A 26,792-nucleotide genomic window follows, 5' to 3' on the forward strand; every position below is an offset into this window, starting at 1 on the left:
TCACCGAACATGATCTACCTTGATTTTTTCTCTTTGCGGAACAGTGTCAATCTTTAAGCTGAACTAGAACTTGTCTGTAAAACAGACTGATTTTGAGGACGTTTCCCCTTTACCACCATCCGCACACCACCTGCGGGGCTAAATAGCAAACCTTTACGCACTGGCTTTACAGGTTTCCCGTTAGACAATTCCATTTGCCAGCGAGACAGCACTGTTGCCAACACCAGTTTCATCTCAAACAAGGCAAATGCCATTCCAATACAGCGACGGTTGCCGCCACCAAAGGGTAAATACTCATAAGGAGAAAATTGCCGTTCCAGAAAACGCTCTGGTTTAAATTGCTTCGATTCAGGATATAAATCTTCTCGATGATGGGTCAAATAAATAGAGGGAATGAGCAAAGTACCAGGCTCAAAGTTGTATTCCCCAATTTGTAGCGGTGATTTGACCAATCGATTTAGTCCCGATACCGCTACTGGGTAAAGGCGTAGCGTTTCAGAACAGACAGCATTCAAATAAGGCAATCGAAAAATAGCGTTTGGATCTGGTTGTTCACCTAACTTATCTAATTCTTGCAGCAGTTTTTCCCGCACCTGTGGCTGATGATGAATCCAGTACAGCGCCCATGATAACGAAGTTGCAGTAGTTTCGTGACCCGCTACTAATAGAGTCATCAGTTCATCACGTAATTCCAAGTCTGTCATCGGCTCTCCCGCCTCATCACGAGCAGCCATCATCAAAGATAGAATATCAGTGCGAGATGGATCGGGTTGTGCTTTACGTTCTTGAATCTGGGCGTAGATAAGTTGATCGATTTGCTGCCGTAAACGCAAGTATTTCCCCCAAGGACTCCACGCTCCTAAATCCTGTCGCAGTGATGGGAAAAGAAGCAGAACTGTTCTTAAAATAGGGATTTTGGGATTCAGAATTGTAATCAGGAATTCATGGAGTTTCTCGTAACGTGGCCCATCTTCTAGACCAAATACAGCCTTCAAAATTACTTGGAAAGAGATTGCTTGCATTGATGACAGAACTGCAAAGTTTTCTCCAACCTGCCACTGATTAGTTACTTGCTCAGTGATATCGCAGATTAATTCACCATAAGCTAGCATTCGTTCCCCATGTAATGGTGGTGTCAATAGCTTTCGTTGTCGCTGATGAGGCTTTCCTTCCAGCGCCAGTAGTGATTGACGTCCTAATAAAGGCGCTTGAATCCCTGCTGACTCACCAGAGTCTAACTGTTTTGGATCTGTAGTAAAATTTGTTGAATCGCCTGGGGATTGCTAATAAAAACTTGAGGAGCAACATTTTTTCCTAGCTGAAGGGTGAAGATATCACCATAACGTTTGGCACAGTCTTCGATGTATTCTAAGGGATTAGTAAGCCATTGATACATCTGTACCCAAGGGTGAGTTTGAGGGCCGTTAGGCAGTTTAAGTGCAGACATTTTTATTAATCTCCCAATGAGTAAAGTAAGATTGTTATGAGCCAGCCATTCATGCACCCCTAGCTTGATTAATCTTAGACTACAGATCAAGCAAATGAATTTACCTAACTCGGAGAGAAGGCTCCCGCCATAATCTGTGATTTGGCGGCGAGACGGCAGTCGCTTCAAGTCGGGGGAGCCGCCCAACGCGCTGCCTCATTTTTCGCAAATCCATTGTTATGATTTACGTTAATGCACGTGACGTAAATATGCTGGTATTTGAAGCAAAACTTGATGGACAAGACTCGCAGTATCAATTGCTTGATGAAGCAATTAGAACTGCGCGTTTCGTTCGCAATGCTTGCCTTCGGTACTGGATGGATAACAAAGGTATTGGCAGGTATGAGCTTTCTGCCTACTGCGCGACTCTTGCTCAACAATTTGAATGGGCAGGGAAGCTCAATTCGATGGCTCGTCAAGCCAGCGCTGAAAGAGCGTGGTCTGCAATCGCTCGGTTCTTGTCTACGACACGCTCCGCGAATGATAATTGCAAAAAAGCCTTGCCTGGGAAGAAAGGTTTTCCAAAGTTCAAGAAGGAACAAACCCACGGTTCTGTTGAGTACAAAACCTGTGGGTGGAAACTTTCTGACGACCGCAGGTATATCACTTTCTCTGATGGATTTAAAGCAGGAACCTTTAAGCTTTGGGGAACTCGTGACCTGCATTTCTACCAACTCAAACAGTTTAAAAGAGTGCGGGTTGTACGTCGTGCCGATGGGTATTATGCCCAATTTTGCATTGACCAAGACAGAGTAGAAACACGAGTTCCATCGGGTAAAACCATTGGTATTGATGTTGGCTTGAATCATTTCTATACCGATAGTAACGGGGAGACAATTGCCAATCCGCGTCACCTGCGTAAAAGTGAGAAGTCTTTGAAACGGTTGCAACGCCGGATGTCTAAGACTAAAAAGGGTTCTAACAATAGAGTCAAGTTTAGAAATAAACTTGCTCGTAAGCATCTCAAAGTAAGTCGCCAGCGTAAAGACTTTGCTGTTAAGACAGCAAGGTGCGTGGTGAGGTCTAACGACCTCGTGGCGTATGAGGATTTGAAGGTGCGGAATATGGTGAGGAATAGACACCTCGCTAAGTCGATTAGTGATGCGGCATGGACTCAGTTCCGTGAATGGGTTGAGTATTTTGGTAAAGTGTTTGGTGTTGTAACCGTTGCTGTTCCACCCCACTACACCAGTCAGAATTGCTCTAACTGTGGTCAAGTTGTCAAAAAGACTCTTAGCACTAGAACCCATATTTGCCCTCATTGTGGACATACCCAAGATAGGGATTGGAACGCGGCGCGAAACATATTAGAAAAAGGTCTAAGTACGGCGGGTCACGTCGGAACTAACGCCTCTGGAGAGACTGACCAATACTTGAGCGAGGCAACTCTTTCAAGCAAGTCAACTCGTGGAAAGAGGAAACCCAAAGAGTGATCTTTGGAATCCCCCACTATATTCGGTACTCCGAATTAGTGGTGGGAGGATGTCAACAATTCTTGAATTTGTCTTGGAGTCAATTCCTGCACATTACGCAAAACTACTGCTGCTCCTGCTGCTATTAGTGTCTCACTATAAGCATCACTACGCGCTGCTGTTTCCTGCACATGGGGCGGTAAAACGCCTATACCAAGCCAAGTGCGAGTAGAATCTAGACTCCGCGCTTTCTCAACGGTGTACATATCTGCTACCGTATCTCCCACATACACGATCGCTAATCTTTCCTCAATTCCATTTTCTAACTCACGAACTGTAGCGAAAAGTCCCGTAGGATCTGGTTTACCTGGTGCATCTTCCATCGCAATCAACACCGGAGATTGCAAACCGAGGCGTTTTTCTAATACATAGTTGGCGGAAGCACGAGTCGCACCGCTAAAAAATCCCCAAGCAATCCCGGCTTGGGTAAGTTGCTCTAAATAGCTAGGTTGTAATAATAAAGGTTCATTACAGATATACCCAGTAAAATTATTTGGGTCAGGGCCACGGTAACGGGATTGGAAAAAAGCAACGATCGCAGTGTAATCTAGTTGCAGTTGTTCTCGGCTCTGTTCTTGGGTTTCAAAGTAGCGGTAAATTAATTCCTGCGATGCTTCCCAATCGTTATTCCATACACCTTCAGACTTTAGTTGGTCAATATCCAGTGGTGTTGGACGATATGCTTGGGTGGTAAAATATTCTACGGTATCTGCGATCGCCCGGCGATAGGAACCGCTAACATCGCGCACAACGCCATCAATATCGAAAATAGCGATCGCTTTTACAGAAGTTTGTTGAGTCATGGGGTAAGCAAGCAAAAGAGTTTTACATCATCATAATGCGCTCATGGCTCAGGTAAAAAATCGGAGTCGAGGGCTTGCTCTGGCGTGAAGGGAGATTGTTCGGGGAAGGTAGCCAAATGCAATTCAGTTTCATCGGCAGCCAAGAGTCTAGCATCGTCATAACACAGCCCAAAAACCTCATCAAAATATGGTTTGAGGCTAGGACTTTCTTCTAGAGCTTGTCTGAGGCGTTTGCGATGCTCCCGAATTGTTCCTCGCCAACTACCACGCTTCTCGGCTTGATATTTATACTTCGATAGATGCATCAGCACCACTTCCAAATTGTTTCTGAGTGCTTTCTTTTCACTTCTGCCCATCGTTTCAATTTCATCAATCAAATTCTCTAAATCCAGTTCTGTGAGCCGACCTTGCTTGAGTAGTTCTGCTGTGGTTTGAATCCACAGGTAAAAATCTTGCTCGTACAAATCTGAACCAGATGTTGTTTGAGATTGGGGCAGTTGAGCAGTCACGTCGCTTCGCTCCGAATTCAAAAGTCAAAAGTCAAAAGTCAAAATTACCATAGACAAATTTACTTGCTCTGTATCATGGGTCTGTTTCGGTCATAAGCATCTTTGTTAGCGCCGACTTACACCTTATGCTAGCCCAATCTCATCACTGTTTGGTCATTTGATATAGTATTGCGTTAAAATAAGCGATCGCTATCCTAGTTCAGTAATGCCCGGAAATTCCCGGAGGTGTGATTGACAAAGTTTATTTTGAAAATTCTGTGGTTAGACGAAAACGTCGCTCTAGCAGTCGATCAAATTGTCGGCAAAGGCACAAGTCCCTTGACTAAGTACTTTTTTTGGCCCAGAAATGATGCCTGGGAAGAGTTAAAAAAGGAATTAGAGTCCAAACATTGGATTACTGATGTGGATCGTGTCGAGTTGCTTAATAAAGCGACAGAAGTGATTAACTACTGGCAAGAGGAAGGCAGAAACCGTCCAATGGCAGAAGCTCAGTTGAAATTTCCAGAAGTTGCCTTCACAGGTAGCGCCTGATATTACAATATTAGCTATTGTCCTGTTCTACAAGCTGCCACAGTTTGATAGTCTTGTCCCGGCTGCCACTTACAATCAATTGTCTAACTTTGCTCACAGCTACAGCAGATACTGAGTCTATATGACCAGAGAGAGTAACAATCTCTTCTGCTGTGCTTACCCTCCAAAGTTTAACTGTTTTGTCGCAACTTGCGCTTAGGAGTGTTTCGCCATCGGCAGTAAAAGCCACAGCCACCACAGACCAAGAATGGCCTACAAGTGTGCAAATTAGCTGACCAGTGTTTACCTCCCACAATTTAATAGTGTTATCATCACTACCCGTCGCCAAAATTTGACCATCAGGACTAAAAGCGACTGTCAAAACCGCCCATGCATGACCCGAAAGGGTGCTTAACAAGCTATAGCATGGGCGGTTTTGAATTTCTCTCTGGGAACCTTCTATCTGCCACAGGCGAATTGTTCTGTCATAGCTAGCACTGGCTAAAAGCTGTCCTTGGGGACTAAATGCCACTGAACTTACTTGCAATTGGTGTCCAGCGATGGTGTAAATTTCTCTGCCAGTATTTACATCCCAGAGTTTGATTGTCTTATCCCAGCTACCACTAGCGAGAATCTGCCCATCTGGACTAAAAGCAACTGATTTTACAGCGTGTGAGTGTCCCAATAAGGTGCAGATTCCTTTTAATGTCTCAACCTGCCACAATTTGATCGTTTTATCATCGCTAGCAGTTGCCAAAATTTTCCCATCAGGACTGAAGGCGACTGATTTTATTGCTTGAGAATGTCCTGATAAGCTAGCTAGGACTTTTTTGGTATTTAAATCCCACAACTTGATGTTTTTGTCATCACCACCACTGGCTAAAGTTTGACTGTCTGGACTAATAGCAAGGGTATTTACACTATTCAATGTCCCAGAATGCCCAGTTAAGGTATGCAAGCATGGCTGAGGAGGGTTTGGTAATTTCAAATTTTGAGTTTTACATTCCATACCCATTGCTTGCATAACTTCATCAGCTGATTGAAAGCGGTGGTTAACAGTCTTTTGCAGCAGCTTGTCGAGGATTTGCGCCAAGCGTAGACTTTTTGAGTCTTGTCGCCAGACATCGCTAACCTTGGTAGTAAGATATTGTTGCCAAACCCAACAATCGTTAGCAATATCAAATAAATCAAAGGGAGGAATCTGGGTAAGTAAGTAAATACAAGTTACACCCAAGCTATATAAATCACTAGCAAAAACGGCTTTTCCCTTCGTTTGTTCTGGAGCAGCGTATTCTGGACTGCCAATACTGGTTTCAGATGTTAGCCGATCGATTTCTGTGACGATTTTCGCAGTGCTAAAATCGACTATAACGAAATTCCCGTTTTTAGTAATTGGGGATCTACGGATGATATTGTGGGGTTTGATATCTCGGTGGATGATGTGGCGATCGCTAATCAACTGCAAAACTGGCAACAAATCTTCTAAAAGTTGCCAAATCTGAGTTTCATTAAAAGCGCCTTCTTCCTCAACTACCTGAGCTAAATTAGTGCCTGCAATAAACTCTTGCACTAAATAAAAATGCTCGTTCTGCTGAAAATAAGCCAACAAAGCGGGAATTTGCGGATGATTTCCGAATTCTTCTAGCTTTTGCGCCTTTTGCTGAAAAGTTTTAGATGTTTCAAATTTCAGCGATAATTCTTGAACGACGCAAGGAATTGGCGGAAATTGACCTTCATCTACAGCGACGAAGGTTTTACAGAATCCCCCTTTACCAATCCGTTTCATTAAACGATAACGTTCTTGTAAAAGCAAAATTTCTCCGCCAAAGTTGTAGGACAATACGGTTCATTTAAGGCTAAAACCCTTTGTGAAATCAATTTTTTTAACGTAGACGCTTGGCTTGCCGCAGGCTACCACAGAGGCGCAGAGAACACAGAGAGAAGGAAAAAATGCTCTTAACTGAACTGTATTGAGTCATAGCAGCCAGGGCGAATGGAATAGAGCCTCCGGCACGCTACGCGAACGCGGCTACACAAACATAGACGCTTTGCGGCTACTCTTCGAGAACGCCAAGGGCGAACCCGCAAGGTAGTCCGCCTCCGAGGAAATCATGAAAAATTGAGGGTTTGAAACCCACGGAAGTGGGTTTTGTCTGTATAGGCGCGGTTTCTAAGCGCCCTTTTAAGGTTAAGTTGACTTATCTACAGGGAAATTCACAACTATAGGTGGATAACCGTTTTCTGGGGTTGGTTGTCCGTTGTTAACTACTGGTTGTGGATGCAAAGTTGTTGATGTCAATTCACCCTTACCAGCTTGATTCCATAAAATCAGGGATAGTAACCCATCCACTAAGCCGTTATTACTACCGTTACCGCTAACTAAAACAATCTGGTATTAAGCGGACATTGCGATCGCCTATAATTTGCATCAGTTGCATTGCTGTATAACCTTGTGAACCCAAGGCTTCCACACCCGCTTGGTAAGTTTCTGCTTTGGCGTTACCCGTGGCCAGAATACCTTCAGCCTCAGCAATTGCCCGAAGTTTTGTCCCCTCAGCTTCACCGTTCGCCTGTTTAATTTGGGCTTGAGCTTTCAAATCGGCAATCTGTACACTCTGCTCTGATTGCACCATTTCTTCTTGGATATCAGCCAGTGCTGTCTCCCTGACAAGTTGTTGCCGTTGGGTTTGCGCCATCTGCTGAACTTCGTAAGTTTTGCGTTTTTCTTCAGCAATTTTACGGTCTGTCAGTGTGTGCATTAATTCATCTGGTGGGGTAATCAAACCAATTAATGAATCCACCGCTTGCACATCATAAGCACGCAAGGCAGATTTAACGTATTCGGAAGCTTCAACTTGGCGATCGCTTCGTGCAGTCAAGAAATCCAAGATAGTATACTCTTGAGCCGAGTTGCGGAAATAATTCCCCACAATGGGACGCAAAACCTGATCGATGACGTTTTGCATCGAACCTAAGCGGGAAATCACTTTCGGCGCATCGGAAGCCCCAATGTGGATAATTTGGAATATCTCTAAATCAAAGGTAAAACCATCAAAAGATAGCAGTTTTAGCGCCTGCAAGTTTGTATCATAACCGTGCTTACCGCTAATCCTTTCAGTGAAGTTTAAGACGATATTTGTAGTTGGTACTAGCTCAATTTTCATCACCTTGGTGTTGAGCGGGTGTTTCCCAGGATACAACGGCTCAACCCAAACACCCTTATGTCCTTGATTTACTAAATTTCCGTGGGTGAAAGATGCTCCGCTCACATCTTCGTGTTCTTTGCCTACGAAAGAAATCACTACACCCACATAACCGATAGGGATTTCAGTCATCGGGACTTGTTCAATATTTACTAACCAAGGGTTAAGGTTCCACGAACCCGATAATAATACTTGTTCTTGTAAACCCCGTTGTCCCCCAGCGTCGATAAATTTTTGACCATTTTGGAAATTATCATGTCCGCTAATGATGCGTCCAGCGATTTCACCTGCTGCGATCGCTGAACCATCTAAAGTAGTAACAATCCCAACCTTCTCTGCTGCTATTTCATAAATGTGCAACTGTTGTGGACTCATGCCATGAGCGCTAGCATTTGTAGCTGTAATCACTTTAAACAGCGCGGTGTTGATGCGGTAAGTACCTGCGGTGAGAAAACTCATTTGCCGCCCTTTTTCCCCGCCTTGGGTGAGGAATTTCCGAGCATCTTGGAAGTTGTCACAACTTACAATTTTACCCAAAATCCGCTCTGGTGGGTTGGATGCGCCATCCGCCGCTACAACCAAAGCAATTTCCCCTTGGGGAACGATAATTACCGACTCTTTTTTTACAGAATACTGCCAAGGCCAGTAACCCCAATGCCAACCAGGAGCTAAAGTATCTGCCTGCAAGCCAGCTTCGCCATTCAGAGCAATCAAACTGCCGGCAGGTAGTCCACGCCCGGAAAGGGTAAATTTCCTTACAACAATGCCAACTTCACGTTCCCCAATAACTACAAGTCCGCCAAAGAATAGGGGGACGAATATAACTAAACCGCCGACAAGTAGAATGGGAACTAGTACAACAGGATCGATTCCAGCAGTTTGATATTGAGTCTTACCAGTTTGTAACTGGGCAATATTTGGTGTGGTTTGATTTAGCTGGACTGATGCTGAATTAATTTTCTTTTGCAGTAGTTATTTTTACAGAAGTAGCATCCACAGAATGAATACTACTAGCCATTGCTAACGTTGCGACGATAGATGCTGCAAAAAGAACTGCCTTATTTTGTTTCCGCTTACCAAGCAAAGATGAAAAACTTTTCATAATTTTTGCCCAAATGGGCAACTAATTAGCTAAGTTAACACTTCACCAAGGCTTGGTTCAATTTCTTAAACTTGACGTAATTTTTAAATTTAATTTTTAAATTAATAAATATTTTGGTGTAGGTTGGATATTGCCCAACCTACAAAGTTAAATTAGACCGAACCGCCAGCAGCTTGAAACCGAGTGCGGGCGCGTTTGAAGGCTTGAGTTGCCTGAATTTGGGCTTGGCGATCGTCTGCTGAGACTTGACTTAGACGCGCTTCTGCTTGGTTGTAAGCAGTACGCGCTTCATCAAGGTTAATTTTGTCGCCACGTTCAGCGCCGTTAACCAGAATTGTCACTTCATTTTCTTCGACTTCGGCAAAGCCACCCAAAAGAGCGATCGCTTCCCAATTCTGATTTTTAGCGGCACGGACTCGCATTACACCAGTATCCAGGGCGGTCAAAAGTGGTGCGTGTCCAGTTAGGATACCTAGTTGACCAGTCGTGCTAGGCAAAACAACTTCTTCAGCTGGGGCATCCCAGACTGTTTTATCTGGGGAAATTACACGAACGGTTAATGTCATTTGTCTTTTGTCCTTCGTCCTTTGTCCTTTGTCCTACCCTACGGGAAGCCGCCCAAAGGGAGTCTATGTCTTTTGCAATTTGCCATTAGCCACTAGCCATTAGCACTTGAACTAATGACTAATGACCAATGACCAATGACAAATGACTAATGACTAACCTTTGATTTTTGCAGCTTTAGCGATCGCTTCGTTAATATCGCCAACCAAGTAGAAAGCCTGTTCTGGCAGATCATCCAACTCACCAGACAGAATCTTTTGGAACCCTTTGATGGTATCTTCCAACTTCACGTACTTACCAGGAGAACCGGTGAATACTTCTGCTACAAAGAACGGCTGAGACAAGAAACGCTCAACTTTCCGGGCCCGCGCTACGATGAGACGGTCATCTTCAGACAATTCATCTAGACCAAGAATAGCGATAATGTCTTGGAGTTCTTTATAACGTTGCAGAGTTGATTGCACCGCCCGAGCAGTATTGTAGTGTTCGTCACCCACACTGTTGGGCTGGAGCATGGTGGAAGTAGAGTTCAGTGGGTCTACTGCGGGATAAATTCCCTTCGATGCCAAACCGCGCGACAGAACCGTCGTTGCGTCCAAGTGGGCGAACGAGGCGGCGGGCGCCGGGTCGGTCAGGTCGTCGGCGGGCACGTAGATGGCCTGGACCGACGTGATCGAACCCTTCTTGGTCGAGGTGATGCGCTCTTGCAGGTTGCCCATCTCGGTGGCCAGCGTCGGCTGATAGCCCACGGCCGAGGGGATGCGGCCCAGCAGAGCCGACACTTCCGAACCGGCTTGCGTGAAGCGGAAGATGTTGTCGACGAACAGCAGCACGTCCTTGCCTTCTTCGTCACGGAAGTATTCCGCGATTGTCAATCCTGACAGACCAACCCGCATTCTTGCTCCAGGTGGCTCGTTCATCTGACCATACACAAGAGCAATTTTAGAATCATTGAGGCTCTCGTTATTGATTACCCCAGATTCAATCATTTCGTTGTAGAGGTCATTGCCTTCACGGGTGCGCTCACCCACGCCAGCAAAAACGGATACTCCACCGTGCTGAGTAGCAATGTTGTTGATCAACTCCATCATGATCACGGTCTTACCAACACCAGCACCGCCGAACAGACCAATCTTACCGCCGCGTCGATAGGGAGTCAGAAGGTCAACAACTTTAATCCCAGTCTCAAACACCGAAGGTTTGGTTTCCAGGTCGGTGAATTTGGGAGCAGAGCGGTGGATAGGTAAAGTTGTCTCAGCATTTACAGGCCCCCTGTTGTCTACAGGTTCGCCAAGGACGTTGAAAATCCGGCCCAAAGTGGCTTTACCAACTGGTACGCTGATAGAAGCGCCTGTATCGCTGACTTCAAAACCGCGCACTAAGCCTTCGGTGGAACTCATCGCAACAGTCCGCACCTGGTTGTCGCCCAGCAGTTGCTGTACTTCAACGGTGATGTTGATTTCCTGCCCAGCTTCGTTGGTGCCTTTGATTTTCAAAGCGTTGTAGATTTGTGGTAATTTCCCGCCGGGAAATTTAACGTCTACAACTGGGCCAATGATTTGGGTAATGTAGCCAATGTTTGTTTTTTCTGCGGTTGTGACCATGCTGCGCCTAATGATTGAAGCTAGATTTCAGATAAGGTCGGAGAAGACATAATAATAAGCAATGTCAATTTTCACTTTAGCACCGGACGGGGACATAACTCCCTTAGTAATTCCTTAAAAAGCAGTTTGGCGGCTGTGGTTGTAGTCCTCATCCTGACTAGATTGACGGGATAGGCTCTAGTTTATCCCTAATCTCATTTTTCAAATGCGATCGTCCTAGTCTCTGAGGCGTTGTCACAAAAGATGCCACTCTGTTAAATTATCGAAATATCTGCAATTACAGCAAAAAAGCTAGATTTTCATACCTAGCTTTTGCTTGATAAATTAAGATTTTATTTGCGTTTTAATTTAGAGGTGATACCAAAAGCACCTAAACTAGGCAAGCCAATCAAACAAACTGGTTCAGGAACAGTAGCAGCGTGATATATTACATTATCCACAATTGTCGCGCCATTGTACCAATTTACACGGACTTCATAAACTAGTCCTGTATAACCCGATTTTAGGCTTGAGATGCGGCTTTACGTTGTTGTTTACATTTTAGGAACGAAGTGGCACTGTAAGCACCTAATGCCAGTAAACCTAACACAGATCCAGATTCGGGAACTGACTTACTTGCAGGTGTAAGGAAAGATTGTCATATACAAATGCATTTTCCCCTCTTATTTCAGTCAAGATAACCTGGCTGATGTTAACTGAAGATGAAGAAAAGCTCAACTCTCCCCACTCTCCGAATGCTGTAGTAATGGTGTTAGTACCTAGTAGCAAGTTGTTGATATCAAATGCTTGTAGCTGGAAAGTACTAGACTCTCCTGCAGAAGCGAAGATAGAGAAATCACTTATCGAGTCAGCAAAACTGATTGTTTCTGGATCTGTTGGTAAACCACCGTTTGATAGGATGGCATCACGATTGAACGCCAAAAAATTAGAGCCACTGAGTGCATTAACTCCAAAATTGCCCAACTGATCTAATATTGAGCCACCGCTTAGTTGACCTGGGCCACTAAAATTTACGCCCAAGGGTGCATACAAGTTAGTAAGCGCAGTGCTTTCAATGAACAAAGATGAAGCATTTATCGGATTACCATTAGCATCTGTGTCAAAGTTAATCAAGGCAGCCTGTGCTGTACTGATGGTTCCTAGAGTTATGAATGCTGTGCTGATAGTAGCTATTGATAATTTCATCACAGATGAAGTAGCCATAAAACTCATTTCTCCACAAAAATATGTATTGATAATAGGGATACTGCCAACTTCGTAGGCAAACACTAAGTATAGCTATTGTTCTGTGTCAATTTTTACAGCCGCATGAGCGATCGCACACACCATCTGTATAATTACCAAGCTAGAAGCATAGTGTTAACTTGATTTCTGCTAGGTCGTATAACTACGAACATTATTAGTAAAAAGATTTAAAAAAACAAGTATTATTACTGATATTCACTAAAAATTTATAATATTAGTTTATATTCTTCTAAAATAGAAAAATTCTTAAAGTCACAGTATGTAAAGCTTTTATAGCGATTTGTCATCTGTTGCTAAATTAACAAGTATATAAAGCTTGTATAAATTTATAGTAATTTATATAGGAGAATACATATTTGTATTACTTCATGTGCTTTACATGGATGCAGCCTGTTGTAAACATCACTAACACAGCATTTACTAAAAGTTTAAGATAAAGATAGATACAAAAAACTGCTTTTAGCCGAGCCGCGATGCCTTTCTTGGGCGTAGCTGCGGATTCATCGTCACACTTACACAGAACAACAGCTTATGAATTTCTCGTCAGCACGACAATATTTTTATCAAGAGATTCAGCAGTCTGACGAGCAAATTGACTTAGCAAAGGCAGCTTTGTATATTGCACTAGAAGAATATCCCAACTTAGACCCAGAGGAATATCTCAACGCCCTTGATACAATGGCATGTGAGTTACAAGAACGTCTACCTGAGTCACGATATCCTTTGCGGATAGTTCAAAGTATTAATCAGTATCTCTACGAAGATTTAAAGTTTTCTGGTAATAAAATTGACTATTACGACCCGCGCAATAGCTTTTTCAATGATGTGATCGAGCGCCGACTGGGGATTCCTATTAGCTTGGCGTTGGTTTACCTAGAGGTTGCGCGACGGATTGATTTTCCGATGGTGGGTGTGGGAATGCCGGGACATTTCCTAATCCGCCCAGATATTCCAGATATAGAGATTTTTGTGGATGCCTTCAATGGTGGTGAAATAATATTTGCTCAAGATTGCGAAGAACGGCTGTCTCAGCTTTATCAGCAACCCGTAACGCTGCAACCAGAATTTTTAGCTGTAGTCAGCAATCGGCAATTTTTGGCACGGATGCTGACAAATTTAAAATTTATTTACCTCAAACAGCAAGAGTTAGAAAAAACGCTGGCAGCAGTTGAACGAATTTTGTTGCTGTTTCCTGGTTTAACTTTAGAAATGCGCGATCGCGGTTTAATCTATTATCAACTCGGTTACTACCCGCAAGCTGTAGAAGACTTACAAAATTATTTAACAAAAATTCCTGATGCCGAAGATGCATCTATGATTCGGCGGCTACTTACCGAGTTGGGGAAAGAACGATAGGGTAAGTACTGGGGACTGGGAAAGAGTTTTAGTAAGACAATGACCAATGACAAATGACAAAATGACCAATGACAAATGACTAATTTGTTCTTCTGCAACTCGTTTGAGGCGGCGCAGTTGGGCTTGCATATCTTGTTTTGTCCAAGATGCAGCAAAGGTGTTGAAACCCCAACTCACTAAGGGGTTAGGGATATCGTACTCAAAGCGGTTCAATAGAAGCGTTCCCTTTTCTGTAGGTTGACATTCCCAGCGATCGCGTCCTTGAAAAAATCCCTGAAATTCCCAGATTACCAAACCCGGTTGTCGTTCCACAACTACGCTATTCAATGTGGGTTTTAGTAGAGGAATTTGAATAATAAAACGACTTTGACTGCCTATGTCAGTACTCCAGGCTTCGCCTACAGGTTCGCAACGGAGTACGGGGTTGAGCCAACGGTGCATGAGAGTTAAATCGCTAATACAGCGCTCTACCACCGTAGCTGTAGCATTAATTTGAATTGATTGTTCCAAAACTTGGGACATTCTACATCTTTGGTGCTGTTGCTGCAATTAGAGTAACGCAAAATTCAGCAAAGTAGGGAGTGGAGCAGGGGAAGCCTTTTGGAGTTGTTGCGTAACGTAGGGAAGGTTAATTTTTGCAAGTCAATGCATTAAAGGTGCAGGTCGATGCATTAAAGGTGCAGGTCAATGCATTAAAGGTGCAGGTCAATGCATTAAAGGTGCAGGTCAATGCATTAAAGGTGCAAGTCGATGCATTAAAGGTGCAAGTTAATGCATTAAAGGTGCAAGTCGATGCATTAAAGGTGCAGGTCAAGAAACTTGTGTGTACACCGTAGCCTAAAAGGAGAGAGATTTTAAAATTTCCCCCTTCCCCATCGGGAAGGGGGTTAGGGGGTTAGGTATCTTGTCGCTTTTCTACATAACGTGAAAAGTCAGATTTAAATATGAGTAACAAAGTCAATAATTAGTCTTGATATCGATAAATATATGTATGTGTTTACTGGTAAATTGATAGGCAAAACACTGACTTAGTGTTTACGGCGAATACTTAAGCATAATTCTCGAAAACCATGAACACAACTTGGCAAGGAATAACCGAGGTGATGTCTACGACGGGCTACGCCTACGGAGTTGCTTTGTCCACAAGGATGCAGCAATTTTGGCACAATCATCGCCTAGCCTGCAACCGATGCAACCAGCAGTGAATCAAGGAATCGCTGATGTGCAAGGTATTGTTCAACAGTTGATTGCGTTTACACCCCGTCTACTAGGGGCAGTGGCAATATTGCTAGTAGGTTGGTTAATTGCAGCGATCGCAGCAGCAGTAACGCAAGGAATCCTCAAGCGCACAAACATCGATAACCGCATTGCCGCAGGGGTAACAGGTCGTCAAGATGTTCCCCAGGTGGAGAAAATCGTCTCCAGTTTGGTCTTTTGGAGCATTATCCTGTTAACGGCGGTAGCTGTTTTACAGACATTGGATCTGGAGGTAGCCTCTCGACCTCTGAATAATTTTCTCGAGCAACTGATTGGCTTTTTGCCAAAGTTAGTTGGTGCGGGAATCCTTTTAGCAGCTGCCTGGTTTTTAGCGACCATTGTGAAGATTATCACTGTGCGCTCATTACAGGCATTTAATCTGGATGAGCGTTTGAATCCAGAACCAGAAAACAGCGCACCCAGGCTCAATCAACTATCTCTGAGTGAGACGATTGGCAATGCTCTGTATTGGTTTATATTTTTACTGTTTCTTGCCCCAGTTTTGGATACTCTCGGACTCAGGCAGGCTCTACAACCAGTACAAGCTCTAATTACACAAGTTTTGCTAATTCTGCCGAACATTTTAGCGGCAATATTAATTGCTGTAGTTGGCTGGTTTATAGCTAACGTGGTACGGCGAATTGTGACAAACTTGCTGGCAACAACTGGTATAGACAATTTAGGTACTCGCTTGGGATTATCCTCAGCTGCGGGGGTGCAACCTCTATCGAGTATTATCGGCACAATTGTCTATGTTTTGATTTTGATTCCTGTAGCGATCGCAGCGCTCAATGCTTTACGAATTGATGCGATATCAGTACCTGCGATCGCAATGCTGCAACAGGTTCTCAACGCTCTCCCTGCTATCTTTACAGCCATAGCAATTTTGATTGTTGCCTATTTTTTGGGGCGGTTTATTGCAGATTTGGTTACAAGTATCCTCACCAATTTAGGCTTTAATAACATTTTCACTATTTTGGGTCTGACAACACCCAGTAGACGCATCGAAATTTCCACAGAACCAACAGTTGAACTTACTCCAAACCGCACTCCATCGGAAGTTGCAGGTATTGTTGCTTTAGTGGGTATCATGCTATTTGCAACGGTGGCGGCGGTGAATATCTTGAATATTCCAGCCCTGACAGCATTAGTGTCTGGTATTGTCATCATATTTGGGCGGATTTTGGCGGGATTAGTAATATTTGCCATTGGCTTATTCTTGGCAAATATGGCTTTTAACATCATTACCAGTTCCGGCGATCGCCAAGCCCAGATTTTGGGGCAAGTAGCGCGGATTGCAATTATTGCCTTAGTCTCTGCAATGGCACTGCAACAGATTGGAGTTGCCAGTGATATTGTGAATTTAGCCTTTGGACTTTTATTAGGTGCGATCGCAGTTGCTATTGCCCTAGCTTTTGGTCTTGGAGGGCGCGATATTGCACGAGAGCAAGTTCAAGAATGGCTAGACTCTTTCAAAGGTAGAAACTAAAAGTAAAAAAACATCCCACAGTAGGGGCGCAAGGCATTCATCTGTGTCAACTTAAGCGAAAAGCTGACGGGAGTAATCGCCCTCATCCCCTAACCCCTTCTCCCATTTTGGGAGAAGGGGAATTTAATCCTTTACCTCCCCTCTCCCAGGTTGGGAGAGGGGCTGGGGGTGAGGGCAAAACGTTGTCGCCAAGTAGGTTTCACGTTAAGTTGACACCAATGGCAAGACCTTGCGCCCATACAAAATCTCCTGCCCCCTGTCTCATCCCCCCAAACCCAAGTGATTTTGTAAAGCTTGACGCATCACTTCTACAGGTATTTCCTGCTGCAACCAGATTTTTAATGCTGCTACCCCTTGTTGAACTAGCATTTCTAAGCCATCGATCGCAATTGCCCCTTGTTTTTGAGCGTGCTGTAAAAATTGCGTTGGTTTAGGAATATAGATTAAATCGTAAGCGATCGCACCTGTTGGTAAATTCGCTATTTCCTCTACACTCAATGGCGATTCGTCAACTTTGGGATACATCCCAATCGGAGTTGTATTTACTAGCAGATTTGCTTGAGGAATTAGCTTTGGTAATTCTTCCCATTGATGAACCTGGAATTTTTCAGCTAGGGTTGAATTGCTCCAACTATTGCTAAATTCTTGTAATCTCTGCATATTGCGCCCAACAACATGAATTTGGGCAAAACCTAGCTGAATACAACCTGCTACAACTGCTCTTGCTGCACCACCATTGCCTAAAATTACCGCTACTTTCTGACTCCAATCCTGTTTATATGTTGTCTGCAAAGGGGCGATAAATCCTTCTATATCTGTATTTGTGCCCACCCATTGGTTCTTTTGGCGGCTAACAGTATTTACTGCGCCGATAGCTTTAGCCAGGGGTGTAATTTCTGAGAGTAGAGGGATGATTGCTTGTTTGTGAGGTATTGTCACACTAAAGCCGACAACACCAACAGCCGCGAAACCTGCGATCGCCACCTCCAAATTCTCTGGTGCTATGGGAAAGGGCAGATAAACATAATCTAATCCCAAATCAGCGATGTCTCCGACGAGCTGCGCTAACGCGGCATTATGCATCACTGGCGACAGTGAATGCTCTACCGGATGTCCAATGACTCCTAGTAGCTTAGTTTTGCCTGTAATTTTATTTGTCATTTGTCATTTGTTATTTGTCATAGACCATACCTCATACTCCTGTCCCTACTCCCCACTCCCTACCTATAACAATTATTAAAAGACTACTTAACATTTCTTTAAATCATGCAGGTAACTACAGCCTCCTCTACAACTCCAATCCCTGGCAAATATTGGCAGTGGCGCGGGCACAACGTTTACTATGTGCGTGCGGGAGAGAAACAAACCCAACGTCCGCCTTTGCTTTTGGTACATGGATTTGGTGCTTCTACAGACCACTGGCGCAAGAATATCACAGGATTGTGTCAAGATTTTGAAGTATTTGCGATCGACCTTTTGGGATTCGGGCGATCGGCAAAACCAAAATTGCAGTACAGTGGCGACTTGTGGCGCGACCAACTTAACGACTTTATTAGTGAAGTGATTGGTCAAAAAGCAGTATTAGCAGGTAATTCCCTTGGTGGCTATGCTTGCTTGTGTGTTGCGGCACAACGTCCCGACAGTGCGGCTGGTTTAGTCTTGCTCAATAGTGCCGGGCCTTTTAGTGAAAGTCAGCCTACGTCTGAACCTGAAGCTTTGCAAAGCGAGATTCAGCCACCCAAACAACCCTCTTCTTTAGAGAAATTACTGGGTAACTCTGTTAAGTGGATGTTTCAACAACCTTTAGCTCAGTTTGTGTTATTTCAATACGTGCGACAACGTTGGGTAATTCGCCAAACTTTAGAAAAGGTATATCTTGATAAAAGTGCAGTTACAGACCAATTGATAGAAGAAATTTCTCGCCCTGCTTTTGATGCCGGTGCGTTGGATGTGTTTGTTTCAGTTTTTAGCAGTCCTCAAGGAGAAAAAGTTGATGTGCTACTAAAGCAATTAACTTGTCCTTTATTGATGTTATGGGGAGAAGCTGATCCTTGGATGAATACTAGAGAACGTTCTCCAAAGTTTCGTCAATATTGTCCTAACTTGACAGAATATTTCTTAACGGCAGGTCATTGTCCCCATGATGAAATACCGGATAAAGTAAACCAACTTTTAAGCGATTGGGTTTTCTCTCTTGCCCAATGATATTATGCCTCATTAGAAAATGCTGTTGAGAGACGCAATCAATCGCGTCTCTACTCGCAGTTTTTTATCTTTTTGTTTTTCCAAATTGCCATAACTTTGATTGAGTTTGTCTAAAAAGAATAAATCCTCACGTTTAACATTGAAAATCAGCGCTTTTGTATTAGCTTTATAAGAACCTAAAACCGGAGAATTAAAATACCTTCTTTAGCAACTAAAAAAGTATCCGTATCAAATTGCGCTCGTTCGTATTGAGTGCGGACATCATCTAACACACCATAAAAACGTACAATTCCGCCACCATCTGGACGTTGAGTTCGCACTTCTACAACATCATCTAGCCGTAAAACTTTTTTGGCATCCACTGCTATCCAAAATTCCAAAGGAGTAGCTTCTTTTGTACCAAGTACAAAACCGATTGGTTCGGAAGATGTCATTGATTATCAACTAAAATTTGCCTTGTCAAGTTTAAAACACACTTCTTTAATTATTTAAAAATATAAGATTTAATTTCTTGCTCGATTTGATCACTAATTATTTCAGTTCCCATACCGATTTTATCGAGGTTAACCCTCACAAAATTTGTTCTGTCTTCTTCTGTAAACTTTTTATCATTATCCGAGTCTTTGATAATTTTGAGAAAAAGTGCATTTTGACTTGGAACAACAACCCAACTGATGATTCGAGTATTATTTGGAGTAATTTGCTGGAGATTCTTACCTGATAAATCAGAAAGATAGCCAATAGTAGCATCTTCGCCGTTGAGTTTTTTATCTGTGTTTGTGTCTTGGTCAATGATTCTATACAACCAAACTCTTGTGGTTGGCTTATCTGCCGCTTTTACCTCTAATAAATCAAAGGAGGTGATAATGGCTTTTTTCTTTAATAAAATATGAGCTTCACCATCTTGCTTACGATAAAAGATGATGTTATACAATGGGTTATTTCTGTCATAAGAACGGGAAAGTTTTAAATCAATTCCTTTATCTTCATTCTGCTCTCCAAGAGTAACAGGAATCATCAGATAATCTGATTGTTCCTTAATGATTAAATTGCCATAGACAAGATTTGCTTGTGGCTTCGATTTGTCAGTTGCTTTTGCCTGTTCTGCGTTTCTGCTCACAAAAGACCTACAGGAGAAACAAAGGGTTGCTACAATAATACCCGTAGTAATTTTATTTAAAAAATTATAATTTCTCATCAAATTCTCCTCGCAGGATATATTGCTGTCTTATTTTATTCCCTGCTGGAAAATTAGCTATGGTATTAATTTGATTTGATATTTGACAAAACAAGCTAACATAGCTGGGCTGATTTTGCTAAAAAATAAGTGAATTAGCCTAACTAAAGGATTTTAAGTTTATCCTAATCTTACAACTAGCTTCTCAAGCGTTAACTGCGGTACTAACTGCCAACACCGAAAATAATTACATAACATTGAAGAAGAATCAAGAATTCATAATTCAGAATCAAGATGCTATCCGCCAGTCGTACAGAATTCATTCTGAATTCTGACTCCTGACTCCTGAATTCTGATTGATAAAATACCAAAAACCTGGTCAAGGTTAACCAGGTTTTATAGAGTTCACAGTTTTCAAATTGTTAAACTAATTACGTAGTTGAAAATTAATAACTAAGGTGGACTAAAAAACTAACAAACTCAGCATTACTGCGTTTTTCCGCTTTAGGATTTGGCTTTACCTTTTACATCAGGTCTTTTGCCACTTTTCTAATATTTGGTATGCTGAAATTCGCTTGGGCTGATGACAAGGGGACACTAAGTCATTGACCCTTTTTGTTTGGTTTTATTTTTTTGGTGTCCTACTATTTAAATTAGCACTTAGTTTGTCAGTTGCAACCCTTGGTTTACTAAAGTTGACGTTTTGTTAGATTTTGTAATCTAGAACTATAAGTTTGATCCCCAAGCCTCTTTTTAAGAAAGTTGAGGGAATCTTGAAGAGATAAGCATCGCTAACCAAACTGTATTGTCACCAATTCCACATAATCTGATTGTCATCCAGATAGTCAGTAACAATACGTCTAATGGCATTAATTTCTGCCAATTTGACGGCAGAAAGGTTTGTCTAGTGCTTGTTTAGGATAACGCGCTCTCAGGATGTCTGATGACAAGCTGTTACGAGTCTAGGCATTTGTTTGTAGTTGAGCAATCAACAAATGCAAAGCTAACTGAGCAAAGGTACAATATGATTAGCGAAAACTTTTGTGGCATAATCCACGCGATATCTGGCAGCCCTCCGGGTTCGGAGGTTCGCAAGACGCTCGTTCGCTCTTAGCGTCTCCCCTTCTCCCAAAGAGAGAGGCTAGCGCCTGCCGTAGGATGCTCGAAGGGCTGTAGGGAGAAGACTGCAACACGTCTACGCGTACATTAGATAAAGCTTCAGCGACAATTCGCTCAGAGTGTCCTTTACCATAAACTTTAGCACTATCAATTGTTGTCATACCAGCTTCAAATGCTGCTCAGATTCTTTTAATCGAGTTAGCATACTCAATTTCTACCCACATTTTTTGCCAGCTTGCTAAGTTCTCATTGCAATGGGTGTGATTTTGACATTAGAAATATCAAGCGTAGGCGTAGCCCGTCGTAGACATCACTTTCTCATAATTGCTTCCTAATTCATCACCTTAGACAGGTTCATACTTTATCGGTTTTAACTTCAAATTAAATCAGAGTTACAGTAGATGCTGATGGAATTGATTACAACTTCTCATGCTCTCAAAGAATGGGCAGTCGCCGTAAATGCCTTGGAAAGTGGCAAAACAATTATGCTACTCCGCAAAGGCGGTATCCATGAACGAAATGGACATTTCCAAGTTGCCCACAAGCAAGTTTTGCTTTACCCTACTTATGAACATCAGCAAGCTTTCATGCTGAAATCTGAGTATGCCGATAGCGTCTATCCCGTAACATCAGGTTGGCATCCTGAAACAGTTCGCATCGGCAGTTGGGCTGAAATTACGGATATTTTGCCAGTGAGTGACGAATTGATTGTCAATGCCTTGCTTCCTTTCCATATTTGGAACGAGCATTTTATTAGCGATCGCCTCAAATGGAAACCACGCCAGCCGCTTTACATTCTGCTCTTACGAACTTACAAACTTTCCCAAGAGCAAGAAATTCCCTACCACTCTAAATATGGCGGTTGCAAGTCATGGATTGATTTAGATCAACCAATTCACTTCCAAGCAGCACAACCAGTTTTATCTAACTTTGCATACACCCAATTAGTAGAGACAATTCGCCAGATTGTCGGCGATAAGTTGTATGCTCCATCCTTCTAATAACCCAACTTGCTGCCTAGATCCCTGGCTTCTTGAAAAAGCCGGGGATCTAAATCTAGCTTAAGTAAGCGCCATCCTAACCTATTGTTTGATTGCGAACCCCAGTCAAAATAGTAGTGATTGTTACACACGATCGCAAAAAACGCGGATAACATTAGAAAAATCTCACCCAATAAAGAAGGTGAGGCAAAGCTGTTTATCTTTATGTCCCATTAGCAGCTGTCTTTCAGGCTATGAGTTGTTAAGCAATTATCCCGTAGTGGATAGAACTTAATTACATTTTGTCTAAAGTGTTAGACAAAAAATTACCCCCAAGGGTGATAAATTACTTGACAAAAGCTTGCTACTATGCATATTAACTAAGAAAAAGGAGTTTGCAATGCATCGACAAATGTGCTGGTTATCTAAGTTTGGTGGCGACGGAGAGAAAATTTTGCATTTGCAGACAGAACCCAATCAACCTTGGCGTCCCTACACAGCTTTTGGACATTTTTCAGTCCCAGATTATCAAATACCAGGCGGTTCCAAGGGGTGGGCAACTTATCAAAAACTTCTTAAAGCAGGGTGGACACTAGTTCCTAGCACACGGGCAAATGAGTTTGGTAACAGCAGCTACGCAGAGTCAACAATTCAAAATCAATAATCCCTCATTCCTCTCGTCTTCCCCACTCCCTCACAAACCTTTGGGGGAAACTTCACCGCGAGGATCAGCGGCCCCTTCTAGAGTTCCATCAGATGTAACAGCGATCGCGTTACCATTACCCCAAGGAGTAGTTTCTTTAATTTTATGCCCCCGACGGCGTAAGTCTTGGATAGTGAGAGCATCCAAACCCCAAGATTTCACCCGCAACTCATCTGGAAGCCATTGATGATGTATGCGTGGAACAGAAACAGCCGCACTAACATCCATGTTGTATTTCAGCACATTCAGGATTAGTTGCAAAACCTGGGTGATGATGGTGCTACCACAGGCGCACCTGCTGCCATGCGGAAATGACCGTTTTCTGTAACAATTGTGGGAGTCATGCTGGATAGGAGAGTTTTACGGGGTGCGATCGCATTAGCATCATTACCAAATAAAACCAATTCGCAATTCGCAATTCGCAATTCGCAATTAATTCAGCCACGCACAAGGGGTGGGGTTTTTACCTACCTTGAGAAACAAGGATTTTTTCGCCCACCACGTTCTTCATCGACAACAGTAAGATGGCTGGTTTCAGGAAATTCATACTAAGGACAAAGGGAGGCAGGGGAAAATGAGGCGAGACGAAGACATTTAGAATTTGGACTTGGGAATTCAAATCTATTGGCTTGACTTCGGTGGAGGGTCGAGCCATTTGCGTATTGAAGCGATTGATTGTGAGATTCGTCAAGCCCTGAAGTGATCCTGAGCAGTTAAAATTTAAAGAAATAGTTGATCCATATTGGTTGATCCCGGATTTCTCATCACCACACCTCTTAAAGCCTGTGCAAGTGCCGGGGAGAAGTAATACAGCAGTTTTCGATCAAACCCACCACAAAATGAATCCTAAAACAAATCCCAGTAGTGCTTTCAGTACTTTTATCTGTGGCACGTTTGATTGCAATTTGCTGTAAGTAAGAAGTTTTTACTCATTACTCATTACTCATTACTTCTCTTCTGCTCCATCAAACGCCTTGAGCTTGTGAGAAATGCGGGTGATGAATCCCGGTAAAAGCAAGGTTCTGGAATTCCCAGTTCCAAATTAGCGAACTACAGAAACAAATATCAGAACTTTCTCTGTATATTTGTGTAACTTCGCTTCAAAAAGCTAGCTGTTAGGCGTTTATAATTTGTGGTTTGATTTTAAGAGCCGATGGGGATAACCCAAAATCCACCATTCCAAAATCGCCCATGATTGAAATTGACGGTTCCTACGGAGAGGGAGGCGGACAAGTTCTTCGCACTTCCTTAAGTCTAGCCGCCATCACTGGCGAACCCATACGAATTTCAGGCATTCGCGCTGGACGTAAAAAGCCAGGATTAGCGGCACAACACTTAACCGCAGTTCGGGCTGCGGCGAGGATTTGTAATGCCCAACTGCAAGGTGATGCTTTGGGTTCAATGCTGCTGGAATTCATCCCAGGTAGTGCTGTGCAAGCTGGAATTTATACCTTTGATGTTAGTAAAGCACAAGTTGGTGGTTCTGCGGGTGCGATCGCTCTAGTTTTACAGACAATTCTCTTACCTTTGGCACTAGCATCTGGCAATTCCCAGATAACGCTAAAAGGTGGAACTCATGTAAACTTTAGCCCAACAGTGACGTACATTGAGCAAGTTTATCTACCGATATTGCAACGCATGGGTGTAGAGGCGCAAGTCAAGTTAGGTGCTTGGGGGTGGTTTCCCCAAGGTGGGGGAGAGGTTGAGTTACAGGTGCATGGCGGTGGTAAACTCAATGGAATCGACTTGTTGGAACGGGGAGATTTACAACAGGTGCGGGGGCTAGCAGTGGTGACAGAATTGCCTTCCCACATTCCCCAACGGATGGCGAATCGGGCGGAAAATTTGTTACGGGAAGCCCATTTGAAAGTTGCTATACACGCCTTGCGAGAAAGAGGTATAGCACCTGGGGCGGGTATTTTTTTAACTGCTGAGTATGAGAACAGCTTAACTGGCTTTGGTGGATTTGGGCGTTTGCGGTTGTCGGCGGAGACAGTTGCAGAAATTGCTTGTCAGCAACTGCTTGAGTTCCATCATACTGGCGCAGCAGTGGATGAACATTTAGCAGATCAGTTATTATTACCAGCTGCTTTAGCTTCGCAAGAAAGTTATTACCGGGTAGCTGAGGTGAGTAGACATTTGACGACGAATGCAGCCGTAATTGAACAATTTGGGTTGGCACAGATTAGGGTAAATGAAGCCGAAAAAATCGTATCGGTAAAGAGTTTGACTAGATGAAGTAGAAAAAGCTTTAAGAGATTGCCTTATGTAAGAGTCTTCAGTTTACCCACATCCCCTATGAAAATATTAACCGTTAATAAATCGCTGAAAAAATCTGTTGAGCAATTAAATTTAATTCTGGAAATAATACTCTCCCCCAGTACCCAATATCCAACAACAAACCACAGAATATCCTCAAGCAACAGTAATGAGTGCTTTAACCCTCTTTTGTCACTCTCGCCAAAGTATAATTAAGTGCGATCGCAAAAACTAAGACAGAGAGTATGGTTGAGCCTCGCCCACTCCCTTAACTCCCCCTCTTCTCTTGCCGTTCTTTGAGTTTCAGCATGATCTCTGCGTGCATCTCGCGGGTAATTGGGTAAAAATACGTTAAAACTAAGCCACAAAGCAAACAAACTGTAGGTATAGGCCCAACAGCAATGCGAATCGCAAACAGTGCAGATTCAGGTTGGATGGGTAGTGCGCTTCCGGCTACAGATTCTTTGAAACCGGATATTTGCAAAGTATTTCCCACCAAAAACAGCCCGAAAGCTAAACCAAATTTTTGTAACAAAACCATGAAGCCATAAAAAATGCCTTCTCTACGTTGTCCCGTTTGCAGTTCATCCAATTCAATCACATCTGGCATCATCGACCAGGGAATTAGATAAGCTGTGGAGACACCAATACCAGCCATGACAGCCATCACATACATCAAAACGATTTGACCAGGCTGTAAGAAAAATAGTCCGGCGGCGGCTATTATCCACAAACTCATTCCCAGAAAATAAACAACTTTTTTGCCGACTTTTTTACTCAACTCACCCCAGACAAATAGCATCAGCAGGGCAGTTGCTTGGACTGCAATTAGCACTGTGGGTACATCTGATTCTTTAAGAGCCATACAATTGACTACAAAATAGGGAATAATGCTGGCTGTAATCTGCACACCTAGCCAAGAAAAAAGATATATACCAATAACAAATAAAAAAGGTCGGTTGCTAAAGACAATTTTTAACTGTTCAAAGAAGGGCAGAGATTCAGGTTCCTCGGTTTGGATGCGTTTAGCCTCAAAAGCCAAGATGCGATCGCGGACTCCAAAAACGCACCAATATAATCCTAAAATGGAAATTACAGTACAAACTGCTGCTAAAAGTAGATATGCTTGTTGGCGATCGCTAATTTTGATAAAAATAATTAGCGCTAAAATCAATGACAGAATGCTGCCACCAATAGAAAATGTAAAGCGATAGCTGTTAAGGCTGGTGCGTTCGTCATAATCTTGAGTTAGTTCTGGAGTCATCGCCGTATAAGGCAAATTCACAACCGTGTAAAACGACTGAGATATAATCCCAATTGCTACGTAATACCAAAACAACGGCCAAATATTCTCACTCTGATTTGCACTAAATTGTGGTACAGTCCACTGCAAGAAGAAGAAAATCCCAAAGGGGATTGCTCCATAAAACATCCAAGGAAGACGACGGCCCCAACGCCGAGATTTCGTTTTATCAGTCAGGAACCCGACAAGCGGATCATTTACCCCATCCCAGATTTTGCCAATCATCAAAATAGTGCCAGCTAAACCCGCAGGGATACCAGCGACATTGGTAAAGAAAATTAGCAGATAAAATACTGATATATTTGCAGTAACTGCTGGCCCTAAATCTCCTGCACCGTAAGCTAATTTTGTTTTTAAGTCCAGTTTTTTACTGAGAGGATCTTGTTGGGCATCGCCATCAGCACCAGAATTATTCATAATAACTTGCACTCATACTAAAATAAAAA

Annotated in this window: 21 protein-coding genes and 5 pseudogenes; 9 read left to right on the forward strand and 17 right to left on the reverse strand. The window is 43.0% G+C overall.

What is annotated here, in order from left to right; genetic code table 11:
* Positions 1–53 precede the first annotated feature (53 nt).
* Positions 54–1,447, reverse strand: a pseudogene (locus ANSO36C_RS22615) (cytochrome P450).
* A gap of 248 nt (positions 1,448–1,695) precedes the next feature.
* Here ANSO36C_RS22615 and ANSO36C_RS22620 point away from each other — a divergent pair.
* Positions 1,696–2,919, forward strand: a complete 1,224-nt coding sequence (locus ANSO36C_RS22620) for an RNA-guided endonuclease InsQ/TnpB family protein (protein WP_251960413.1) — start codon at positions 1,696–1,698, stop codon at positions 2,917–2,919.
* 35 nt (positions 2,920–2,954) lie between these two features.
* On the opposite strand, the gene ANSO36C_RS22625 is transcribed toward ANSO36C_RS22620, so the two are convergent.
* Together ANSO36C_RS22625 and ANSO36C_RS22630 are read right to left on the reverse strand one after the other, a co-directional pair.
* The gene (locus ANSO36C_RS22625; protein WP_251956332.1) at positions 2,955–3,761 is read right to left on the reverse strand and encodes a TIGR01548 family HAD-type hydrolase; all 807 of its coding nucleotides are present in this window, start codon (positions 3,759–3,761) and stop codon (positions 2,955–2,957) included.
* 41 nt (positions 3,762–3,802) lie between these two features.
* Positions 3,803–4,270, reverse strand: a complete 468-nt coding sequence (locus ANSO36C_RS22630) for a DUF29 domain-containing protein (RefSeq protein ID WP_251956333.1) — start codon at positions 4,268–4,270, stop codon at positions 3,803–3,805.
* Positions 4,271–4,501: 231 nt separating this feature from the next.
* On the opposite strand from ANSO36C_RS22630, the gene ANSO36C_RS22635 reads away from it, so the two are divergent.
* Positions 4,502–4,801 (forward strand): 30S ribosomal protein PSRP-3, encoded by a 300-nt coding sequence (locus ANSO36C_RS22635; protein WP_069071048.1) that lies wholly within the window; start codon positions 4,502–4,504, stop codon positions 4,799–4,801.
* A 10-nt stretch (positions 4,802–4,811) separates the two neighbouring features.
* On the opposite strand, the gene ANSO36C_RS22640 is transcribed toward ANSO36C_RS22635, so the two are convergent.
* From ANSO36C_RS22640 to ANSO36C_RS22660, 6 genes and pseudogenes are all read right to left on the reverse strand, one after another.
* Positions 4,812–6,566: a serine/threonine-protein kinase gene (locus ANSO36C_RS22640; protein WP_251960414.1), complete on the reverse strand. Its 1,755-nt coding sequence runs from the start codon at positions 6,564–6,566 to the stop codon at positions 4,812–4,814.
* Positions 6,567–6,968: 402 nt separating this feature from the next.
* Positions 6,969–9,085 (reverse strand): annotated as a pseudogene (locus ANSO36C_RS22645) (SPFH domain-containing protein).
* Positions 9,086–9,237: 152 nt separating this feature from the next.
* A complete protein-coding gene (atpC, locus tag ANSO36C_RS22650; protein WP_251956334.1) occupies positions 9,238–9,651 on the reverse strand; it encodes an ATP synthase F1 subunit epsilon in 414 nt (137 codons plus the stop codon).
* A 153-nt stretch (positions 9,652–9,804) separates the two neighbouring features.
* Entirely contained in the window at positions 9,805–11,253 is a 1,449-nt protein-coding gene (gene atpD / locus ANSO36C_RS22655; RefSeq protein ID WP_251956335.1) for a F0F1 ATP synthase subunit beta, read from the reverse strand.
* A 502-nt stretch (positions 11,254–11,755) separates the two neighbouring features.
* On the reverse strand, positions 11,756–11,842 hold the full coding sequence (locus tag ANSO36C_RS35015) for a hypothetical protein (RefSeq protein ID WP_410174722.1): 87 nt from the start codon (positions 11,840–11,842) through the stop codon (positions 11,756–11,758).
* Entirely contained in the window at positions 11,836–12,456 is a 621-nt protein-coding gene (locus ANSO36C_RS22660) for a hypothetical protein (RefSeq protein WP_251956336.1), read from the reverse strand. The genes ANSO36C_RS35015 and ANSO36C_RS22660 overlap by 7 nt, the downstream gene beginning before the upstream one ends.
* Before the next feature lie 573 nt (positions 12,457–13,029).
* Between ANSO36C_RS22660 and ANSO36C_RS22665 the strand changes: the two genes are divergently transcribed.
* Complete coding sequence (locus ANSO36C_RS22665) at positions 13,030–13,854, forward strand: SirB1 family protein (protein WP_251956337.1); 825 nt, start codon at positions 13,030–13,032, stop codon at positions 13,852–13,854.
* A gap of 84 nt (positions 13,855–13,938) precedes the next feature.
* Here ANSO36C_RS22665 and ANSO36C_RS22670 read toward each other — a convergent pair.
* Positions 13,939–14,376 (reverse strand): annotated as a pseudogene (locus tag ANSO36C_RS22670) (SRPBCC family protein); the annotation flags it as partial.
* A gap of 113 nt (positions 14,377–14,489) precedes the next feature.
* Here ANSO36C_RS22670 and ANSO36C_RS22675 point away from each other — a divergent pair.
* Together ANSO36C_RS22675 and ANSO36C_RS22680 are read left to right on the forward strand one after the other, a co-directional pair.
* On the forward strand, positions 14,490–14,690 hold the full coding sequence (locus ANSO36C_RS22675; RefSeq protein WP_251956338.1) for a hypothetical protein: 201 nt from the start codon (positions 14,490–14,492) through the stop codon (positions 14,688–14,690).
* A 234-nt stretch (positions 14,691–14,924) separates the two neighbouring features.
* A pseudogene (locus ANSO36C_RS22680) lies at positions 14,925–16,600 on the forward strand (mechanosensitive ion channel).
* Positions 16,601–16,861: 261 nt separating this feature from the next.
* Here ANSO36C_RS22680 and ANSO36C_RS22685 read toward each other — a convergent pair.
* On the reverse strand, positions 16,862–17,761 hold the full coding sequence (locus ANSO36C_RS22685; protein WP_251956339.1) for a shikimate dehydrogenase: 900 nt from the start codon (positions 17,759–17,761) through the stop codon (positions 16,862–16,864).
* Between the two features lie 105 nt (positions 17,762–17,866).
* Here ANSO36C_RS22685 and ANSO36C_RS22690 point away from each other — a divergent pair, with 105 nt between their 5' ends.
* Positions 17,867–18,805, forward strand: coding sequence for an alpha/beta fold hydrolase (locus ANSO36C_RS22690; RefSeq protein ID WP_251956340.1), 939 nt, complete (start codon positions 17,867–17,869; stop codon positions 18,803–18,805).
* 176 nt (positions 18,806–18,981) lie between these two features.
* On the opposite strand, the gene ANSO36C_RS22695 is transcribed toward ANSO36C_RS22690, so the two are convergent.
* The 3 genes from ANSO36C_RS22695 to ANSO36C_RS35020 form a co-directional block, all read right to left on the reverse strand.
* Positions 18,982–19,239, reverse strand: a complete 258-nt coding sequence (locus ANSO36C_RS22695; protein WP_251956341.1) for a hypothetical protein — start codon at positions 19,237–19,239, stop codon at positions 18,982–18,984.
* A gap of 50 nt (positions 19,240–19,289) precedes the next feature.
* The gene (locus tag ANSO36C_RS22700; protein ID WP_251956342.1) at positions 19,290–20,003 is read right to left on the reverse strand and encodes a hypothetical protein; all 714 of its coding nucleotides are present in this window, start codon (positions 20,001–20,003) and stop codon (positions 19,290–19,292) included.
* A gap of 1,007 nt (positions 20,004–21,010) precedes the next feature.
* Positions 21,011–21,262 (reverse strand): hypothetical protein, encoded by a 252-nt coding sequence (locus ANSO36C_RS35020; protein ID WP_410174629.1) that lies wholly within the window; start codon positions 21,260–21,262, stop codon positions 21,011–21,013.
* 240 nt (positions 21,263–21,502) lie between these two features.
* Between ANSO36C_RS35020 and ANSO36C_RS22710 the strand changes: the two genes are divergently transcribed.
* Both ANSO36C_RS22710 and ANSO36C_RS22715 read left to right on the forward strand, forming a co-directional pair.
* Positions 21,503–22,102: a DUF1802 family protein gene (locus tag ANSO36C_RS22710; protein ID WP_251956343.1), complete on the forward strand. Its 600-nt coding sequence runs from the start codon at positions 21,503–21,505 to the stop codon at positions 22,100–22,102.
* A gap of 379 nt (positions 22,103–22,481) precedes the next feature.
* The gene (locus ANSO36C_RS22715) at positions 22,482–22,745 is read left to right on the forward strand and encodes a hypothetical protein (RefSeq protein ID WP_251956344.1); all 264 of its coding nucleotides are present in this window, start codon (positions 22,482–22,484) and stop codon (positions 22,743–22,745) included.
* Between the two features lie 30 nt (positions 22,746–22,775).
* Here the strand turns inward: ANSO36C_RS22715 and ANSO36C_RS22720 are convergent.
* Both ANSO36C_RS22720 and ANSO36C_RS22725 read right to left on the reverse strand, forming a co-directional pair.
* A pseudogene (locus ANSO36C_RS22720) lies at positions 22,776–23,182 on the reverse strand (gamma-glutamyltransferase); the annotation flags it as partial.
* Positions 23,183–23,247: 65 nt separating this feature from the next.
* Positions 23,248–23,439 (reverse strand): hypothetical protein, encoded by a 192-nt coding sequence (locus ANSO36C_RS22725; RefSeq protein WP_251956345.1) that lies wholly within the window; start codon positions 23,437–23,439, stop codon positions 23,248–23,250.
* A gap of 536 nt (positions 23,440–23,975) precedes the next feature.
* Between ANSO36C_RS22725 and rtcA the strand changes: the two genes are divergently transcribed.
* Complete coding sequence (rtcA, locus tag ANSO36C_RS22730; protein ID WP_251956346.1) at positions 23,976–25,022, forward strand: RNA 3'-terminal phosphate cyclase; 1,047 nt, start codon at positions 23,976–23,978, stop codon at positions 25,020–25,022.
* Between the two features lie 289 nt (positions 25,023–25,311).
* Here the strand turns inward: rtcA and ANSO36C_RS22735 are convergent, their stop codons facing one another.
* Positions 25,312–26,763, reverse strand: a complete 1,452-nt coding sequence (locus ANSO36C_RS22735) for an MFS transporter (RefSeq protein WP_251956347.1) — start codon at positions 26,761–26,763, stop codon at positions 25,312–25,314.
* Between the last annotated feature and the right edge of the window lie 29 nt (positions 26,764–26,792).

The organism is Nostoc cf. commune SO-36 (assembly GCF_023734775.1).
Taxonomy (GTDB): domain Bacteria; phylum Cyanobacteriota; class Cyanobacteriia; order Cyanobacteriales; family Nostocaceae; genus Nostoc; species Nostoc commune_A.

Bases quoted from the DNA above. Each gene is read 5' to 3' on its own strand.
- ANSO36C_RS22685 (WP_251956339.1), bottom strand. From the start codon at position 17,761: ATGACAAATAAAATTACAGGCAAAACTAAGCTACTAGGAGTCATTGGA.
- rtcA (WP_251956346.1), top strand. From the start codon at position 23,976: ATGATTGAAATTGACGGTTCCTACGGAGAGGGAGGCGGACAAGTTCTT.
- ANSO36C_RS22725 (WP_251956345.1), bottom strand. From the start codon at position 23,439: ATGGCTCGACCCTCCACCGAAGTCAAGCCAATAGATTTGAATTCCCAA.
- atpC (WP_251956334.1), bottom strand. From the start codon at position 9,651: ATGACATTAACCGTTCGTGTAATTTCCCCAGATAAAACAGTCTGGGAT.
- ANSO36C_RS22640 (WP_251960414.1), bottom strand. From the start codon at position 6,566: ATGAAACGGATTGGTAAAGGGGGATTCTGTAAAACCTTCGTCGCTGTA.
- ANSO36C_RS22620 (WP_251960413.1), top strand. From the start codon at position 1,696: ATGCTGGTATTTGAAGCAAAACTTGATGGACAAGACTCGCAGTATCAA.
- ANSO36C_RS35020 (WP_410174629.1), bottom strand. From the start codon at position 21,262: ATGACAACAATTGATAGTGCTAAAGTTTATGGTAAAGGACACTCTGAG.
- ANSO36C_RS22625 (WP_251956332.1), bottom strand. From the start codon at position 3,761: ATGACTCAACAAACTTCTGTAAAAGCGATCGCTATTTTCGATATTGAT.
- ANSO36C_RS22700 (WP_251956342.1), bottom strand. From the start codon at position 20,003: ATGAGAAATTATAATTTTTTAAATAAAATTACTACGGGTATTATTGTA.
- ANSO36C_RS22660 (WP_251956336.1), bottom strand. From the start codon at position 12,456: ATGGCTACTTCATCTGTGATGAAATTATCAATAGCTACTATCAGCACA.
- ANSO36C_RS22710 (WP_251956343.1), top strand. From the start codon at position 21,503: ATGCTGATGGAATTGATTACAACTTCTCATGCTCTCAAAGAATGGGCA.
- ANSO36C_RS22735 (WP_251956347.1), bottom strand. From the start codon at position 26,763: ATGAATAATTCTGGTGCTGATGGCGATGCCCAACAAGATCCTCTCAGT.
- ANSO36C_RS22690 (WP_251956340.1), top strand. From the start codon at position 17,867: ATGCAGGTAACTACAGCCTCCTCTACAACTCCAATCCCTGGCAAATAT.
- ANSO36C_RS22665 (WP_251956337.1), top strand. From the start codon at position 13,030: ATGAATTTCTCGTCAGCACGACAATATTTTTATCAAGAGATTCAGCAG.
- ANSO36C_RS22715 (WP_251956344.1), top strand. From the start codon at position 22,482: ATGCATCGACAAATGTGCTGGTTATCTAAGTTTGGTGGCGACGGAGAG.
- atpD (WP_251956335.1), bottom strand. From the start codon at position 11,253: ATGGTCACAACCGCAGAAAAAACAAACATTGGCTACATTACCCAAATC.
- ANSO36C_RS22695 (WP_251956341.1), bottom strand. From the start codon at position 19,239: ATGACATCTTCCGAACCAATCGGTTTTGTACTTGGTACAAAAGAAGCT.